The 18512-nt window shown below is 42.1% G+C and carries 17 protein-coding genes; 11 read left to right on the forward strand and 6 right to left on the reverse strand.

Annotated features, from left to right (window positions below; all coding sequences use genetic code 11):
- The first annotated feature begins 43 nt into the window (after positions 1–43).
- The 6 genes from ACAX20_RS07175 to ACAX20_RS07200 are packed head-to-tail and all read left to right on the forward strand — an operon-like array spanning position 44 to position 6004.
- Positions 44–2131, forward strand: a complete 2088-nt coding sequence (locus ACAX20_RS07175; RefSeq protein ID WP_371189479.1) for a TonB-dependent receptor — start codon at positions 44–46, stop codon at positions 2129–2131.
- A 52-nt stretch (positions 2132–2183) separates the two neighbouring features.
- Positions 2184–2468, forward strand: coding sequence for a hypothetical protein (locus ACAX20_RS07180; protein ID WP_371189481.1), 285 nt, complete (start codon positions 2184–2186; stop codon positions 2466–2468).
- 10 nt (positions 2469–2478) lie between these two features.
- Positions 2479–3105: a nicotinamide riboside transporter PnuC gene (pnuC, locus tag ACAX20_RS07185; protein ID WP_371189482.1), complete on the forward strand. Its 627-nt coding sequence runs from the start codon at positions 2479–2481 to the stop codon at positions 3103–3105.
- Entirely contained in the window at positions 3092–4021 is a 930-nt protein-coding gene (locus ACAX20_RS07190; RefSeq protein WP_371189483.1) for a phosphotransferase, read from the forward strand. Before pnuC ends, ACAX20_RS07190 begins: the two co-directional genes overlap by 14 nt.
- A gap of 58 nt (positions 4022–4079) precedes the next feature.
- Positions 4080–5177, forward strand: a complete 1098-nt coding sequence (locus tag ACAX20_RS07195; RefSeq protein WP_371189485.1) for a sensor histidine kinase — start codon at positions 4080–4082, stop codon at positions 5175–5177.
- Between the two features lie 5 nt (positions 5178–5182).
- Positions 5183–6004 (forward strand): LytR/AlgR family response regulator transcription factor, encoded by an 822-nt coding sequence (locus tag ACAX20_RS07200; RefSeq protein WP_371189486.1) that lies wholly within the window; start codon positions 5183–5185, stop codon positions 6002–6004.
- A gap of 169 nt (positions 6005–6173) precedes the next feature.
- On the opposite strand, the gene ACAX20_RS07205 is transcribed toward ACAX20_RS07200, so the two are convergent.
- The 3 genes from ACAX20_RS07205 to ACAX20_RS07215 all read right to left on the reverse strand — a co-directional run bounded on the left by ACAX20_RS07205 (position 6174) and on the right by ACAX20_RS07215 (position 10222).
- The gene (locus tag ACAX20_RS07205) at positions 6174–7193 is read right to left on the reverse strand and encodes an ATP-dependent 6-phosphofructokinase (protein ID WP_371189487.1); all 1020 of its coding nucleotides are present in this window, start codon (positions 7191–7193) and stop codon (positions 6174–6176) included.
- Between the two features lie 716 nt (positions 7194–7909).
- Positions 7910–9349 (reverse strand): pyruvate kinase, encoded by a 1440-nt coding sequence (pyk, locus tag ACAX20_RS07210; RefSeq protein WP_371189489.1) that lies wholly within the window; start codon positions 9347–9349, stop codon positions 7910–7912.
- A gap of 21 nt (positions 9350–9370) precedes the next feature.
- Positions 9371–10222, reverse strand: a complete 852-nt coding sequence (locus ACAX20_RS07215) for a MurR/RpiR family transcriptional regulator (RefSeq protein ID WP_371189490.1) — start codon at positions 10220–10222, stop codon at positions 9371–9373.
- 399 nt (positions 10223–10621) lie between these two features.
- Between ACAX20_RS07215 and zwf the strand changes: the two genes are divergently transcribed.
- Genes zwf through ACAX20_RS07240 form a run of 5 tightly spaced genes read left to right on the forward strand, consistent with a single transcriptional unit; the run spans position 10622 to position 16241 of the window.
- Positions 10622–12088, forward strand: a complete 1467-nt coding sequence (gene zwf / locus ACAX20_RS07220; RefSeq protein ID WP_371189491.1) for a glucose-6-phosphate dehydrogenase — start codon at positions 10622–10624, stop codon at positions 12086–12088.
- Positions 12089–12781, forward strand: coding sequence for a 6-phosphogluconolactonase (gene pgl / locus ACAX20_RS07225; RefSeq protein ID WP_371189492.1), 693 nt, complete (start codon positions 12089–12091; stop codon positions 12779–12781).
- 2 nt (positions 12782–12783) lie between these two features.
- Positions 12784–14610 (forward strand): phosphogluconate dehydratase, encoded by a 1827-nt coding sequence (gene edd, locus ACAX20_RS07230; RefSeq protein ID WP_371189494.1) that lies wholly within the window; start codon positions 12784–12786, stop codon positions 14608–14610.
- On the forward strand, positions 14611–15588 hold the full coding sequence (locus ACAX20_RS07235; RefSeq protein WP_371189495.1) for a glucokinase: 978 nt from the start codon (positions 14611–14613) through the stop codon (positions 15586–15588).
- Positions 15585–16241, forward strand: coding sequence for a bifunctional 4-hydroxy-2-oxoglutarate aldolase/2-dehydro-3-deoxy-phosphogluconate aldolase (locus ACAX20_RS07240; protein ID WP_371189496.1), 657 nt, complete (start codon positions 15585–15587; stop codon positions 16239–16241). Before ACAX20_RS07235 ends, ACAX20_RS07240 begins: the two co-directional genes overlap by 4 nt.
- 54 nt (positions 16242–16295) lie before the next feature.
- On the opposite strand, the gene ACAX20_RS07245 is transcribed toward ACAX20_RS07240, so the two are convergent.
- From ACAX20_RS07245 to ACAX20_RS07255, 3 genes are all read right to left on the reverse strand, one after another.
- Complete coding sequence (locus tag ACAX20_RS07245; protein ID WP_371188834.1) at positions 16296–17621, reverse strand: IS4 family transposase; 1326 nt, start codon at positions 17619–17621, stop codon at positions 16296–16298.
- Between the two features lie 197 nt (positions 17622–17818).
- A complete protein-coding gene (locus tag ACAX20_RS07250) occupies positions 17819–18124 on the reverse strand; it encodes a Bor/Iss family lipoprotein (protein ID WP_371189497.1) in 306 nt (101 codons plus the stop codon).
- A complete protein-coding gene (locus tag ACAX20_RS07255) occupies positions 18121–18426 on the reverse strand; it encodes a Bor family protein (protein ID WP_371189499.1) in 306 nt (101 codons plus the stop codon). The genes ACAX20_RS07250 and ACAX20_RS07255 overlap by 4 nt, the downstream gene beginning before the upstream one ends.
- Positions 18427–18512 lie beyond the last annotated feature (86 nt).

Here is an 18512-nt window from a genome sequence, read left to right on the forward strand (position 1 = left end):
AGCCGGATCTCGACTTATATAACGACAAACACAAGAGATCTAAATGTTTTATAACAAATCTATATTGGCTGCAGTGATCAGTACGTCACTTGTGGCTAGCTTTGCGCATTATGCATACGCTGAGCAGTCAATAGAAACCATAACCGTACATGGTGAATTTAGGGCAAAGACGTTGCAGCAAAGCGCGTCCAGTTTGTCTGTTGTTGATGAGCAAGCTATTGCTGTACGGCAAGCACAAAATTTAGAAGAAATTATTCAAACCACAGCGAACGTTAATTTTGCCAGTGGTTCGAATAGAGCGCGCCATTATCAAATACGAGGCATCGGTGAGCGCAGTCAATACAGTGAGCCTATTAACCCATCTGTCGGGGTGATCATTGATGATATTGACTTTACTGGTATTGGTGGGGTTACATCTTTGTTCGATATTGACCAAGTCGAAGTATTGCGTGGACCGCAAGGAACCAAATTCGGTGCCAACGCACTTGCTGGCGTCATCAACATGGTAAGTAAGGCGCCAAGCTCTGATCTGCAAGGAAGATTCAAAGCACTGCTCGGTAATTACAATGCAACAGCACTTGCTGGTGCCGTGTCCGCAGCCATCAATGATCAATTGGCTTACAGAGTCGCAGTAGAGCAATATAACAACGATGGTTTTATCGATAATGTCTATTTAAATCGCGACGATACTAATCGACGAGATGAGTTTTCTAGCCGTGTTAAGCTGGCGTATAAACCCAGTGAGCATGTTGAGGTCGACACGACGTTATTATACATCAACTTCGATAATGGCTATGACAGTTTCAGCTTAGACAATACGAGGGAAACAAGATCGGATAAACCAGGTTTTGATAATCAACAAACCTTCGCCGCGAGTATCAAAGCACGTTTATCAGACGTGGGCTTTGCCAATATGGAATTGATCGCCACCCATTCTTCAAGTAACCTTGATTATGGTTATGACGAAGATTGGTCCAATCCAACGCTGTGCCGTGAGAATTCGTGTCCTTATGGTGATTACGCGTCAACCGATCATTATTTTCGCAATCGTCAATTAACCAGTGCGGAAGTGCGCTGGTTATCAAAACCATCATCACCGTTATTTGACACCACCGATTGGGTTGCAGGCGTTTATCTGAAACACGAAGATAATGACTTACAACGACGATATACCTACGCACCAGATTTTAGCTCACAATACTCAACATCGACGCTAGCTGGTTTCATCGAACTTGATACATACCTATCAGAGCGAGTTGAACTGACAACGGGTTTACGTATGGAGCATTGGCAATTGACATATCGAGATAATCAAGCCTTACGTAACGATATTGACGATGTTATGTGGGGGGGGAAGATTGTTTTGGCGTACCAACAAACAGCCAATACTTTGTGGTATGGGTCGGTTAATCGAGGCTTTAAAGCCGGCGGTATGAATACCGACGGTTCACTTGATGAGAAGCTAATGCCATTTTCTACTGAGCACCTGACAAATTACGAGCTTGGCATCAAGTCGAGCTTTGTCAATGACGAAGTGCGCATTCGCTTGGCCGTGTTTAATATGCAACGCTCTGACATGCAAGTAAAAACCTATTTACAATTACCACGCCCAGATGGTTCATCCGAGTTTATTACCTATTTGAGTAACGCTGCATCAGGTCGAAACTGGGGGGCGGAATTGGAAACCAACGTCGATGTCAGTGAAGACGTTGAATTTTATACATCCTTGGGATTATTAGACAGTGAATATCAGCAATTTATTAATGCCAATGGCGAAGATTATAGTGGTCAGCAGCAAGCTCATGCACCTAATTATCAGTATCATCTCGGCGTTAATTATTATCCGTTTGACGGCTTCAAAATTAACGTCAATATTGATGGCAAGGCTGCTTACTACTTCTCTGATACGCATCGCGATAAAAGTGATTCTATAACATTGCTAAATGCATCTATTCGTTATGATGCTGAGCCTTTTTTGGTGACACTATGGGGCCGAAACATTAACAATAAAGAGTATAAAACGCGAGGCTTCTTTTTTGGTAATGATCCACGTGATGGCTATACAGCGAAAGGCTACTATCAGTTTGGCGCACCAGCGGAATACGGTTTAACACTGGAGTATGTATTTTAATGATTAGCTTCCCGAACGTTGCTTTATTTATTCATGTATTGGTGAGGTAGGTATGCAAGCTTCAATTGATATTAGCCTTTATCCATTAGCGCAAAACTCATTCAAAGATGACATTTGGCGCTTTATTTTCGCATTACGAGAGGTCGAAGGGTTAACTGTTATCACCAACGGTATGAGCACACAAGTATTTGGCGACTATGATCTTGCTGTTACCAATGTGATGAAGCAAATTAAAGTCGCTCATCAACAACTCGGCAGTGCGGTTTTTGTTGTTAAATTTATTGCTGCCGAACAGCCATTAATACACCCTGAAAATGAACCTACTAACATAGAATAAAGGACGTCCTGTGTTTGAAAACAGTTTTAATTACTTCGTTAACGCCCCAGCCTGGGAATTACTGGCGGTAGCGCTTTCGGTTACCTACGTTGTATTGGTCGCTCGTAATAATGTTTGGTGCTGGCCAGCGGCATTAGTTAGCACACTGATATTCACCATCATTTTTTATGATGTGTCGTTATTAATGGAATCGTTATTAAACGCGTATTACATGATAATGGCTGTTTATGGTTGGTACCGTTGGAAAAATGCCCACTTTATTTTAGGTGACAATAGTTTACGTATTTGCACTTGGCGTTGGCAACGACATGTGTTGCTTATTACCATGTTATCGGTGATAAGCGTGGTACTCGGGTGGTTTATGGATAACTATACGCTCGCCGATTATGCCTATCTTGATACATTTACCACCGTATTTGCCATAGCCACGACCTATTTAGTCACCATAAAGCTTCTTGAAAATTGGTTTTATTGGATCGTGATCAATCTTGTATCGGTTTATCTCTATTTACAAAAAGGTCTTGAGCCCACTGCGATGCTGGCAATATTTAATGTTGTCATGTGCTTTTTCGGCATACATAAATGGTATGCAGATTATCAAGTGCAAGAAACCACTGGTAACCATGAACGCAGTTGATGCAGATATAGCGGCGATAAGCACGCGTATCGAAGACTTGATTGCTCAATGCAACATAGGGACTATGTTGCATTCGGTGGTTATATTACACGGCGGCTTAAGCAAGCAAACATGGAAGTTTACCACCGAACGTGGTGTATATGTTTACCAAAAAGGTAATGAACCATGGCCTTTGTCTGACCAGCTACTGCATATCCTATATAAAAACAACATAACCATTGAAGCTCTTTACTATAACGCTGAACAAGCTGAAGCGATTTTTGTACACATTGACGGGAAACAATTAGATCAACAGGGCATAACACGGCAACAACAAATCAATGTGTTAGCACAACGTTTATGTCGCTTACATCAAATAAAACTATCAGCATCGCTTAAAAATATTACCAGATTAGATCACTCGTCGTTGTCTGCGTTGCTCACCAATTTATTATCCAAGGTTGATGATGAAAAGTTGTTAAGGTTTTTAGGCTATGGGCGTCAGCAGATCAAGCAGTTGAGCGAGCGGCTGATTGATGCGCTGGAGATCGACGAGCAGCGCTTATGTGTTAATCACGGCGATGCAAATATGGCCAATGTGATCATAGCAGACAAAGATCTCCACCCCTGGTTTATTGACTTGGACTGTGCTTGTTTAGCTGAGCCTGAATACGATATTGCGATGTGTATGGCGATAAATGCATTAACTGATGATGAACGATTAGCGTTTGCACGCCATTATCAAGCCGGCATAGAGCCTAAAGATGTGAAAATTGAACATGAGAAGGTTACGCGTTACCTTGATATTTGTTTGTTAATCAATGCATTATGGTACTTTCCTGAATTTTCTCGTATTAATCAAATTTCACAAATTAAGGTGGCATTAGGTCATATCGATTCAGCTAAATCGATGTTGCATAGATGGTCGATGCGATAAAATACGCAATTGCTACGACTAACTACCGTGCGTTTCTCAAGCTGATAACAGATAATGAATGTCAGTGTTATTTAGAGTTTGTATTATTTTGAATTGGCAAGAAATATTTGAAAATCGTAATCGTTTCTTTTGGTTTTTACACATCGGTGGCTGGATAGGTTTTGCCTTTGTTCATTACTTAGGTTCACTGTTACACGATTTACGTGACTTATTTGTTTGGGTAATCTTCTTAAGCGCTTATGCAGGGGCGTTGTTTTCTTTACCACTGCGTTATGTATATCGCCGTGTATGGAATAGCTCACCATTAAAAATCGCTATTGTCGTCGTGCTGGCTTCATACATCTCGGGTGTTTGTTGGCAAGTGATAAAAAACGTTACCTACTGGGAAATATACAAGCACGGTTGGCGTCCTGATTTTTGGCTGTATTACACCAATGGCACGTTATGGTCATTTTATATCATGCTATCGTGGAGTGGTTTGTATTTTGTTTTTAAATACTACCAAATGTTGCAAACCGAAAAGCAGAAGGTACTGAGTGCTTACAGCATGGCTAACGAAGCGCAGTTAAAAATGTTGCGCTACCAGCTTAACCCGCACTTTTTGTTTAATACCTTAAATGCCATCTCGACACTGATTTTGGTTAAAGAAAATGACAATGCCAACAAAATGGTGACGCGTCTGAGCGAATTTTTACGTTATTCATTGGATATGGATCCTATGAAGAAGGTTACCTTGGCTCAGGAGATAAAGGCGTTACAACTTTATCTCGATATTGAAAAAGTCCGCTTTGAGGACCGTTTACAGCTGAAATTTGAGATCCAAGCAAATTGCCAAGACGCTTTGGTTCCGAGTATGGTGTTTCAACCCTTGGTTGAAAATGCCATTAAATACGCCGTCGCTGTTAGCGCAAATGGCGGCGTGATTGCCATTAAAGTGTCTCGGTTTGCCAACGATTTACTGCTTGAGTTGTCTGATGATGGCCCCGGCGCTGATATCGTTAATGGTGAATTATCAAGAGAAAAGGGCGTTGGTCTTAAAAACACCCGAGAACGACTGGCGGCATTATACGATCAAAATTATTCGATGGTGATCAGTGACAACGTACCTACAGGCGTTAAAATAAACATTCGAATTCCATATCAACGAGAGCAATAGTTGCCATGACAAAGTTACGGACCTTGGTGGTTGATGATGAGCCGTTAGCACGAAAAGGCCTGCAGATCCGATTGCAGGAGAATCCTGATATCGACATTATTGGTGAATGCGCCAATGGGATTGATGCGATTGAAACAATAAAAACGATGTCACCAGATATCGTCTTTTTAGATATTCAAATGCCAGGGTTTAATGGCTTCGACGTGGTTCAACAGCTGATGTCTTTGAAGATTGAAATGCCAATGATAGTGTTTGTAACGGCTTTTGATCATTATGCGATTAAGGCTTTTGATGTGCGTGCAATTGATTATTTATTAAAACCTGTCGACGATGAGCGCTTAACTAGGGCCATTAGTACGGTAAAAAGTGCGATGGCTGATAAACAAGCCTCACAGCATAAACAAAAGTTAGTACAACTGGTCAGTGAAGTAACGGGCAATGACTGCCAGCAAATTCTTGAAGATCTTGCGAGCAACTCGCCAGTAAATGTTAGCCAGTACTCCGATGTGCTGGCGATAAAAGATGTCGGCGAAACAACCTTGTTACCAACCAAAGATATCGTTTGTATCGATGCTGCTGGTGATTACATGTGTGTTCATACTCATAGTGATACGCACATTTTGCGTAAAACCATGAAAGAGCTTGAAGAGTTGCTTGATCCGCGACATTTTATTCGTATTCATCGCTCAACCATTGTAAACCGAAACTATATTGATAAATTTGGCAATAACGTCAATGGTGAATATTATCTGATATTGACGAATCACAAAGAGCTTAAAGTATCACGCAGCTATAAGGATAAGGTAAAACATGTCTTGCTTGGATAGGCTAATCGACATGGTTACGTTACCATAGTACCAGCTATTGTTAGCACATTGAGCTGTTGCCATAAATCGCCAATCAGCCGTTAGTAGCACAATGACAGACGAAGGTATTTACAGCGTTTCAATCATTATATAACACGTCATTTAATGCAAAACCGATGTGACGAAAAAGTCAGAGGACTTGATTATTGGCGAGTCGAGCAATATCTAATACCGACTCTTGGGCGTTCATCAGCTCGCTGTTCACTTGCTTATTCTTTGTTACCGCGTCTTTAAGTGGTACTTCAACAACATGACTTGAACGTTCGCCAAGCATTATCATCGAATTGTCGTGAACGATGCTTTCAACGGCAGCAACACCTAATTTAGTAGCGAGTATTCTATCTTTGGCAATGGGATTACCGCCACGTTGAATATAGCCCAATATACATGGTGTACAGTCTATGTTGGCATAATTTTCGAGATCATTAGCAAGCTGTTGAACACCACCTGGCCATAAGTTCTCTGCTGTAACGATCAGATAACTTGAACGACCGCGCAATTTTTTACAATCGTTAATGTGATGCGCGAGCTTTTGTAAGTGTTTCCCTGGGTTTTCGAAATTTTCAAAGGTGATGATTTGCTCTGCGCCAACGGCAATACCAACATTGAGCGCCAAGAAGCCACTGTGTCGACCCATGACTTCGATAATAAAAATTCGTTCAAATGCTTCCGCAGTATCGCGAATTTTATCGATGGCTTCTATTGCCGTTTCTACTGCCGTTGCAAAGCCGATGGTATAGTCGGTTCCATCGATGTCATTGTCGATGGTTCCCGGTATGCCAATTAATTGACCGTCATAGTATAGGTCAAGCTTTAATAAGCCATTAAACGATCCGTCGCCACCAATTACCACAAGCGCATCAACGGCTAAGTCATGTAATGTCTTCGCCGCACGCTTGATCCCTTGTTCCGTTTTAAATTCCGCACAACGAGCACTTTTTAACATTGTACCGCCACAATGAATGATATCTCGCACGTCAGATTCAGTTAATGTGCGATATTGCGTGTTGATCAGACCATAATAGCCGTGCTCAAAGCCTAATACACGAAACCCTTGTTGGAGTGCTGCAAGTGTGATTGCACGGATTGCCGCATTCATACCAGGGGCGTCACCACCGCTTGTCACAATACCTATGGTTTTACTTGGCATATTATTAAGCTCCTATCGTGCTGTTATGTATAGTCTAACGCATTGTTATCGTTAACCTATTATAATAGCGAAAGTTAACGGGTTAATTTGATGTTAATCAATATGCAAGCTATTTATACCAATTACACTAAGTTTGTGCCCAACTCAGAGTTAGGCCCGTAAATGGGCCTCTGGCAAACTCCCTACGGGTGAGTTTTAAAGGCTTTTATGCTGCGTAACTGATTTTGACAATGGAATAACCATTCTTTGCAATCAAAGCCTTGCTTAAAAGCCTTTAAATTCTCACTGAGTGAGCAATAACTTAATGTGATTGGTATTAGATTATCGTGGTTCGATGACGAGGTGATTAAAAGCTGAAGGGTAAACGTTTGGTCATACTCTTCTAGAGCACGTCAGAGGCTGACGTGAAAAGCTGGGGTAGTATGGAGTTGACTAAAGCAAAACGTGATAAAGGTGAATTAAATAGCAAAACCCAAAAAGGGCGGCTGGTTATGCGATACAATGTGCGCGGTTATTGCGACTATCGAGATCTCTAATCCAGATATTGTTTAATAGTTAATGACGGATGTTGTTTAGGTCTGTTTGTGTACTATCTGCACATGTTATTTTAGCTGTGCTAAGTCAGATGTTGTCGGTTTACCCGCTCATAAGTGTGAACAAGCCAGCAAGTAATGCTGGCTTGTTCGTTTTATGCTCTTGAGGCTTAGATAGGTGCATTAAATGGTGATGATTTTCATCGTGTTGGTCGCACCAACCGTCTCCATAGTGTCACCGTGGGTGATGATCACTTGATCGCCTTCATTTAGCTCAATAATACCCGCCGCTTTAACTGCTGCAATCGCATCTCGTGACAGCTTGTCTGAGGTTGACGTTGTGGTGTCAAAATAAACTGGGTAAACGCCACGGTAAATAGCTGTTTTCGATAGTGTTTTGTCATGACGAGACAGCGACAGAATAGGTAAGCCAGAGGTGATTCGAGACATCATTTTTGCGGTTTTACCGGATTCAGTTAACGCAACCAGTGCCTTGACGCTTTCCATATGGTTAGCAGCGTACATGGCAGCCATCGGAATAGTTTCAGAGATATCTTCAAAAATACAATCTAAACGGTGCTTAGAGGTGTTAACTGAACGTTGTTTTTCTGCACCGATACAGACTTTTGCCATCGCTTTTACGGTTTCAACAGGGTATTTACCTGCCGCGGTTTCAGCACTTAACATAACGGCATCGGTACCATCGAGAACGGCATTAGCAACATCCATTACTTCTGCACGAGTCGGCATTGGCTGGGTGATCATCGTTTCCATCATTTGTGTTGCGGTGATCACAACACGGTTTAATTGACGAGAACGCGCAATGATATGTTTTTGTTTGCCAACAAGCTCGGGATCGCCGATTTCAACGCCTAAATCCCCACGAGCAACCATAACAACATCCGATGCCAGAATGATATCATCCAAGACTTTTTCGTCGTTTACTGCTTCTGCACGTTCGATTTTTGATACCAATTTTGCTTGGCAACCGGCTTCTTGTGCCAGCATACGTGCTTCACGCATGTCCGCAGCATCTCGAGGAAATGACACCGCAAGGAAGTCTGTATTTAATTTGGCAGCCAGCTTAATGTCTTGTTTGTCTTTATCTGTTAAGGCTGCAGCGGATAAACCGCCACCTTGACGGTTAATACCTTTGTTGTTTGAAAGTGGGCCACCAACGGTCACAACCGTATGCACTTTATCGCCGTCAATGCGTTCAACCTGTAATTGAACACGGCCGTCATCAAGCAATAAAACATCACCAGTTGATACATCTTTTGGCAGCTCTTTGTAGTCGATACCGACAGCTTGCTGGTGACCTTCGCCTTTACCCATTTGTGCGTCAAGGGTAAATTTATCACCAATTGCAAGTTGGATTGGACCATCTTTAAAGGTTGAAACGCGAATTTTTGGACCCTGTAAATCACCTAGGATGGCGACATAGACACCAAGCTCTTTGGCAACCTTACGTACGTTCTCGGCACGTTGCATGTGGTCTTCAGGGCTGCCATGAGAAAAATTGAGTCGAACAACATTGACGCCTGCGGCAATCACGTCTTTTAATACATTAATATCATCAGTTGCCGGACCTAGCGTGGCAACAATTTTGGTTCTTCTTGGCATGAGTTAATACCTTATCTATTACTATTTATCACTGCGCTCAAAACGTGAGCTACGTAAACTATCTTTGACTTTTTTCAGGTTATCGCGGAACTTTGCACCACGACGAAGGGTAAAGCCGGTCGCTAAAACATCGACTAACGTCAACTGAGCGATACGCGAAGCCATCGGCATGTATAAGTCGGTGTCTTCCGCAACGGCTGGCGATAAGACAATGTTACATTCTTTTGCCAGAGGTGAATGTTCATCGGTAATACCAATAACAATAGCATCATTTTCACGAGCGACACTGGCAACATCGACTAGCGATTTGGTACGACCGGTGTGAGAAATAACCACCACTACGTCACCCTGATTAGAGTTAATCGCACTCATACGTTGCATTAACACGTCATCAAAATAGACGACAGGGACATTGAATCTGAAAAACTTATTCTGTGCATCATGGGCAACGATGGCAGAAGCACCTAAACCAAAGAACGAGATTTTATTCGCTTGCGTTAATACATCAACACAACGATTAATGAGATTAGGATCAAGACTTTTTCGCGCCATCTCCAAATTAGCCAATGTCGATTCGAAGATTTTATTAGTGTACTCTTCGGCACTATCGTCTTCATCAACGTGGCGATTTACATATGGTGTACCATTTGCCAACGACTGAGCAAGATGCAATTTAAAATCGGGGTAGCCTTTGGTATCTAAGCGACGGCAAAAGCGATTAACGGTTGGTTCACTGATACTGGCTTGTTTAGCCAGTGATGCGATACTTGCGTGAATAACACTTGAAGGGTTTGCTAAAATAACTTCGGCAACTTTTCGCTCTGACTTACTGAACGAGTCAAATTCGTTCGTAATCTTTTCTAATATATTCATCAATCAGACCTCGTACGTACAATTACTTGTGCACTTACAAAACAATAGCCATTCGACCGCACTTGTTATACTTATTAATGAGTTATACTGTACTTGCCTTGATGTTAGGCGTGTCGATGGTTAAGACTTATGACATTACTTTAATCCATTTCTATACAATAACATAGCATTTTGTAAAAAAATTTCATAAATACTTTCATTTTATTGAAAGGTTTGCATACTTTGACCTATGTTTTGTTGTCTTATTTAGTGGTTTTAGTACAAACCTATAAATATCGGTGTTTTCGGTGAAACTTTGCGCTGTAATTAAATTACAGAAAACTCTTTACCTGGCAAGACAAAATGTTTAGATTAATATAAAATGTAGTTTATTTTCAGTTGAACTAGAGATACTTTCCTATGATTCAAGTAAACCCCAGTGCTGCCGAACAAATCGTCTTATTTGGTGCAGCGGGTGACCTTTCAAGACGAAAACTTTTTGCCGCGTTATATCATCTCTTCAAGGAAAATCTACTGGTTGAAAACGTCAATATTATTGGCGTAGCTCGACTTGACATGGACGATAAAGAATTTCAAAAATTTGTCAAAGAGAGCTTACAGACTTTTATAAAAGACCAGTTAGACGATGATGTAGTAGAACAATTTATTACTCATTTCAGTTATGCCAAATTAGACTTCTCTGACGTTAAGGGATACAAGGCATTAGCTAAAAAAATCCGCAAAGATGCCTACGTTTTGTATTATCTTGCTACCCCGCCAAGCATTTATGGCATGATCGCCGATGGTTTAGAATCGCAACAACTTAATAATGAATTTGCCCGTGTGGTAATGGAAAAACCGATTGGTTCTGATCTTGAATCGTCAAAAGTTATTAACGATCTCGTTAGCCGTCACTTCGACGAACCACAAATCTATCGCATCGATCATTACCTTGGTAAAGAAACCGTTCTTAACCTTATTTCGTTACGCTTTGCTAACTCGTTATTTAGCAGCAATTGGGATCACAATTGCATCGATCATGTGCAAATTACGGTAGCTGAAAGTGTGGGCATAGAAGGCCGCTGGGGTTTTTATGATGACACAGGGCAAATGCGAGATATGGTTCAAAATCACTTGCTACAAATCTTAAGTTTGTTAGCAATGGAACCACCAACAGATTTGTCAGCAGAAAATATTCGTGACGAAAAATTAAAAGTCATAAAAGCGTTGCGCAAAATTGATCGAAGCAATGTTCATGACAAGACAGTTCGTGGCCAATATACCAAAGGTTTCTTAAATGGTAGCGAAGTACCAGGTTACCTTGAGGAAGAGGGGGCGAATGTTAACAGTACAACCGAAACGTTCGTAGCCATTAAAGCTGAAATTGATAACTGGCGTTGGGCAGGTGTGCCGTTTTATTTGCGCACAGGTAAACGTATGCCACAAAAATACTCTGAGGTTGTGATTTACTTCAAGCATCAACCGCATAATATTTTTGGTGACAGTTATAGTGAATTACCTCCGAATAAGTTAGTTATCCGCCTACAGCCAGATGAAGGCGTAGAGTTATCGGTAATGAACAAAGTGCCTGGTATTAGTAAAGAATTAGAAATTCGCGAAGCGAAGCTAGATTTGAGCTTCTCAGACTTTGCCGATGCAACGCGCGTTGTTGATGCCTATGAACGCCTTATTTTAAGTGCCATCAATGGTAATGCTGGCTTGTTTATTCGTCGTGACGAAGTAGAAGCATCTTGGGAGTGGGTTGATTCAATCATGGCTGCATGGGATTCATCAAACGAACCACCTAAAGGTTACGCCGCAGGCTCTTGGGGTCCGGTATCTTCTATTTCATTGATTGCACGCGACGACAGAAATTGGGACGAATGAATGTTTAACAATAATAATTTTAGCTCTCGCGCAGAGCTTGACAATGCATTTGCAAAGCAAGTAGCAGCGCAGTTACAAGATGCCATTAGCAAAAATGGTAAAGCGAGTATTGCCTTTTCTGGCGGTAGCACACCCAAGGGATTTTTTGCGGCTTTGTCCGAGCAGGATATTGCATGGGATAAAGTGACCGTGACATTAGCCGATGATCGTTGGGTCGCAACGGACCATCAGGATTCGAATGACAAGTTGTTACGCGAAAACTTATTACAGAATAAAGCGAAAAAAGCGACCCTGTTCTCTTTGGTTGAAAATCAAGACTTTGATTCTCAAATCCTAGCGAATAAAAATCAGCAAGCTCAATCATTATTACCACTTGATGTGGTGATCTTAGGTATGGGTGAAGATGGTCATACGGCGTCAATATTTCCGTGTTCAGAGCAAGTCGAGCAGGGCTTAGATGAGTCTGTTGCACCTTGTTTAATGGCTACGCAACCAACGACAGCGCCATATCAGCGCATTACTTTTAACTTTCCGGCATTAATCGATGCGTCACACCTGTACCTTCACATTGTTGGTGACAGTAAACAGCAGGTCTTAGAGACTGCGTTATCATCGAAAGACGCGATGGCTATGCCAATACGTGCATTCTTACATCATCCGGAAAAAACTATAGATATCTTTTGGGCGGAATAACCATGGTAAAACCACAAATTCAAGCCGTTACTGAGCGTATTATTGAACGCAGCCGAGCAACGCGTGCTCAGTATCTGGAAAAAATTAATCGTGCTAAATCTGACAAAGTTCATCGCTCTGTATTGTCGTGCGGTAACTTAGCGCATGGCTTTGCAGCTTGTTCAAAGCAAGACAAAGAAAAGCTTACTGGTTTAAATCACAGCGATATTGCTATCGTATCGGCTTATAACGATATGTTATCTGCACATCAGCCTTATGAAACGTATCCGCCTATCATTAAAGAAGCGGTAGCGGAAACCGGTGGCGTGGCCCAATTTGCTGGTGGTGTACCAGCGATGTGTGATGGTGTTACCCAAGGTCAACCGGGTATGGATTTAAGTTTGATGAGCCGTGATGTGATTGCCATGTCGAGTGCTGTCGGTTTATCACACAATATGTTCGATGGTACCTTGATGCTCGGTATCTGTGACAAAATCGTGCCGGGCTTATTGATTGCGGCAATGACATTTGGTCACTTGCCGACTGTGTTTGTTCCAGCAGGTCCAATGCCATCTGGGCTACCGAACAAAGAAAAAGCGCGTGTGCGTCAGCAATTTGCTAAAGGCGAAGTTGGTGAAGACAAGCTACTTGAAGCGGAATCTGCATCGTATCATAGCCCAGGCACGTGTACCTTTTATGGTACTGCCAACTCAAACCAATTGGTTGTTGAGATCATGGGCTTGCACTTACCGGGTTCATCATTTGTTGCCCCAAATACCGAGTTACGTGAAGAGCTTACCAAAGCGGCCGCTCGTCAGGTTACGCGTTTAACTCAGCAATCAGGTAATTTTATGCCGGTTGGTGAGATGATCGATGAGAAATCTATCGTTAACGCGATTGTTGCATTGCTTGCCACAGGCGGCTCAACCAACTTAACAATGCATATTATCGCTTTTGCAAAAGCGGCGGGTATCATCATCAACTGGGATGACTTTGCTGACTTATCTGATGCCGTGCCATTAATTACCCGTATTTATCCAAACGGTTTTGCCGATATTAACCAATTCCAAGAAGCTGGTGGGATGGCATTAGTGTTTAAAAAGCTTATTGCTGACGGTTGCTTACACGAAGATGTACAAACAATCTGTGGCCCAGGTTTAGATAAATACACGCAAGTACCAACGTTACAAGACGGTAAACTTGTTTGGGTTGATGGTCCGGATGTAACCGGTGATGACGGTATTATCGCAAAAGATGGTGAACCATTTAAAGCCGATGGTGGCTTAAAACTTCTTAAAGGTAACTTAGGTCGCGCAGTGTTAAAGACCTCTGCATTGCGTCCTGGTACCGAAGTTGTTAAAGCGCCTGCCGTTGTGTTTGAAGATCAACATGATTTAGAAAAAGCGTTTAAAGCGGGTGACTTAGACAAGGACTTTGTGGCTGTCGTTCGTTTCCAAGGTCCGAAAAGCCGTGGTATGCCTGAGCTACATAAATTAACTCCACCATTAGGGGTGTTGCAAGATAAAGGTTTCCACGTGGCGCTGTTAACCGATGGGCGTATGTCTGGTGCCTCAGGTAAAGTGCCTGCTGCAATTCATTTGGTTCCCGAAGCATTAGACGGTGGGCTCATTAATAAAGTACAAAATGGCGACATGATCTTAATTGATGGCGTTACAGGTGAACTCACCTTAATGGTCAGCGAAGAAGAACTTGCTAAGCGTGAACAAGCACGTTTTACCGCATACGCAGAGCATCAAGGCGTTGGTCGTGAAATGTTTGGCTTCATGCGAATGAATTTAAGTAGTGCCGAAACGGGTGCTTGTTCACTATTTCATGACGGAGATCTATAAATGTCGGCAGGTGTAATTAATGTAGTCGCTGATATTGGTGGTACTAATTTACGCATCGGTATGGTTCAAGCCGATGCGAGCATCGAAAATTTAAAGCTATTCCAATGCGCTGAGCACGGCAGTTTACAAGAGGTGTTAGAACTTTATTTTAATGAGTTTAACATTGACAGTCGCCAAGTGAATGCCTGCTTAGCGATTGCGTGTCCTGTTGATCAAGACTTGATCAGTATGACCAACTTGCCGTGGGAATTTTCAAAATCTCAATTAAAAGCAAACTTGCAATTGAATCGTTTATACTTGATTAACGATTATACGGCGATTGCGTGGGCTGTACCGCAGCTGAGAGATGATCAGAAAGTTAAAGTAGGTGGTGGCGAGTCTGTTGCGCAAAAGCCTATCGCGATTTGTGGTCCGGGTACTGGATTAGGTGTTGCTAACGTTATTTGGGGCAATGACCAGTGGGTGAGCGTAGGTGGTGAAGGAGGTCATGCCGACTTTGCCGCCGTAGACGAAACCGAAATTGAAATTTTACGATTTTTAAATGGCAAATACCCACGTGTATCGTACGAGCAACTATTAAGTGGCTTAGGTATTGAACAAATTTATCAAGCGTTATGCCACATTAAAGGCGTTGATGCCGAATCGCTACTTGCGAAAGACATTTCTGCTCGTGCGTTAGATGGTGAATGCGATATTTGTTCACAAGCATTGCATCAGTTCTGTAAGACCTTAGGCAGTTTTGCAGGCAATTTGGCGCTTACAACTGCTGCGTTTGGCGGTGTGTACATCGCTGGCGGCATTGTACCTCGCTTTATCGAATTTTTAGACAACAGTGAATTTCGTGAGCGTTTTGAAGCAAAAAATCGTTTCCGAGCATTCAACGAAGCGATACCAACGTATGTGATCACTGAATCACAACCAGGTATTTTAGGCGCGAGCGCTTACCTTTTACAAATGAACAGTAATGAGGCCTTATGACTGTAACTAATACATGGCTAACTCAGCCAAAAGATGTTTTCGCTATGGGCTCTATCGTCCCTGTTTTGGTCATTGAGCACGTTGAAGATGCAGTACCTATTGCTCGCGCATTGATGAAAGGTGGTATTAAGGTATTGGAAGTAACGTTACGTACACCTAATGCCTTAGCCGTTATCAGTGAAATTGCCCGAGAAATACCTGAAGCTATGATTGGTGCTGGTACGGTAATTAACCCTGAAACGTTTCAACAAGTTGTTGAAGCGGGTGCTAAATTTGCAATTAGCCCGGGTTTGACTCGCGAGTTATTAGCAGCGTCTAAGTCATCAACCGTACCTCTGATCCCGGGTATCGCTTCAATTTCTGAGCTAATGGTAGGTATTGACGCAGGCTTTGATCATTTTAAATTCTTCCCAGCTGAAGCTATTGGTGGTGCTAAGGCGATCAAATCGATTGCGGGTCCGTTCCCAAATATTACGTTCTGCCCAACAGGTGGTATCAATCAAGATAATATGGGCAACTATTTATCACTTAACAGTGTTAAATGCATTGGCGGTTCGTGGTTGGTCCCTGATGATGCGGTGAAAAATAAAGATTGGGATCGCATTACTGAAATTACCAAGAAAGCGGTAGAAGCCGCAGCAAAATTTAAGTAATTTGCGCGTTATATTATCGTTTTAATAAAAAACCGAGCTCTGCTTTAATGCCGTTCACTTAAGGTGAGCGGCATTGTTTTTTCTAGGATAACGACTAGGTCGTTTTTTTACACTCCTTGGGAATGTTCTTTGTCTTCTCGGTTCTAATATGAGGCTTCCAGCCATACTATAGAAGCTTTTAAGGTGCTGTGGAACTGCGCCTGGCGATGAGTAAGGAAGACCGACTAGCAATCTCATAATATGAGCAAGCGCGCCATTAAAGCTGAGCTGATACGGTAAATAGTCGCCTTTGAGACTGTAGCACATCTGGACCATTTGATACCGAATGAGGTTATAGGTTAACAGTACGCCCCAGAGCTCCTGTTTGACGAGTTCGGGTAGACGACTTCTCAATGTCAATCTGTTGCCAAACATATATTGCTTCTGCTCCCTGTAGCCAAGTTCAATTTCCCATCGATGACTATATAAATCGGCTATGTCCGCACTAGGATAGCGCATAGGGTCAACCATGGATGTAAGCACATCATATTGCTTTCCCTTTACCGTTCTGGATATCAGTCGGACAATAAGCTCTTTTGGTAACTCAGGAAATAGTTTTCTCGCTCGGGGATTGCTTGTCAGTTTGATAAGCTTATCCTGACGACCTAACTTACGTATAACTTCATATTGAGTATTCTTTTTTAACGGTATAAGCCAATGGCGTTCAGTCCCCGTTGTTTGCCATTTGTGCAGCAAGCCAAGCGAGTAAAAACCACGGTCAAATAGGGTCAGACTATTATCTGGTGTCGTTTCAATTAATTGCTGGGCCAGTACCATTTCATTCACGCTATAACAATCAAATGCGCTGCCGGTAATTAAATGACTGCTTAATTCCATTTGGCAGACCATACGTACTTGTGGATACTGGGTTTCAAGACCATCACGGTTAGTTGGCTTAAGGAAGGATTCATTATTCTGTGGCGTATCTTCTGTCCGCCAAACTACCCCGTCTACGCCTAACAACGTTAGCCCATTCCACGTCGGTAATTTTGCATGTTCATACCAATGACGTCCCGTACATTCAAACAAAGCTTTGGCAGCCGCCTCTCCTAAATCCTTTCGACGTTGAGTGAGCGCGCTTGGAGCAACAAAAGGCTTACCTTCTCTATCAACAATATCAAGCATGTTTACTACATCTGCCATAGACTTGTCGTTATAAATAGCCATACCGACAAGTAACCATGCCATAGATTCTAAAGTTAACTTTCGCTTTCTCAGCGTCACAGTATCCGAAAGCTGATAGGCCTCTTCGATGAGTTTTAACGGCAGCATGTCTGCCAATGTTTCAACTTGATTGGGCTTGAAGTTGTTGATGATGTCTAGAGCCTGAGATACGTGCATAAAAAAATCCGATAAACGATGTTTATCGGATTTTTACATACTGTGCGGATCGTTCAACTGATCCTTTTAATAATGCCTAACTGATCGGCATTAGAGCTCTGCTCGGTTTTTTTATATTCCTCTTGACGGTATTTGTTAAATACGGGACCGCGGTGATATCAGTCCTCAATAATCACATTAACACCTCGGTATAGAACTCATGACTCATTACAGCTGATACTTACTGTCCTTGGTGACCATAAAGGACCAATAACTAATTGAGAACCAAAGTCTGCTAAGCCATTTACAAATGACGTTTCTGTTTTTACCGTTACCCATTCCTGTTCGTCACATGTACTTTTCAAATCAACAGGAGATGAGCCTTCATACAGTGCCAATATAAAGTTGTGATGCCACTGTTCTTTTGCCACGCTGGCTGTCGTTTTTATCGGTGTTTTATCAAAGTGAATGGTCGTACATGCAGACATAGAAAACATAGCGATTAAAATTAATAACTTTTTCATGATTCTACTCCAGATTCCTGGCACCAAACTTTTACCGAATGAGGAGCATAAACACCTAAGGTGACAATACCTAACACGCCGTCAATAAATGTTTGTTGAGATTGCATTTGTGTAACCTTTTGATCACCGCAAATCTCAGTAACATTTACTCTATGCTCGCCAGCAAGTCCCCATAAAAAAAAGTGCTTTGATTCTTGGTATGATGGTTTGGTTGAAAGCTTCACCGTTTGTTCTGGTTGTATGGTAACGGTTGCACATCCTGATAGTACAATGCTGGTTGCCAGCATTAATTTCTTAATCATATTTAACTCCTTGAAGATAAAGAAATACCTGTAGATACAGGAGTAAACACGATATCAGAAAAATAATTATTATTAACTATTTTTTT

Origin of the sequence: Thalassotalea sp. Sam97, assembly GCF_041379765.1 — a bacterium.
Lineage (GTDB): Bacteria > Pseudomonadota > Gammaproteobacteria > Enterobacterales > Alteromonadaceae > Thalassotalea_A > Thalassotalea_A maritima.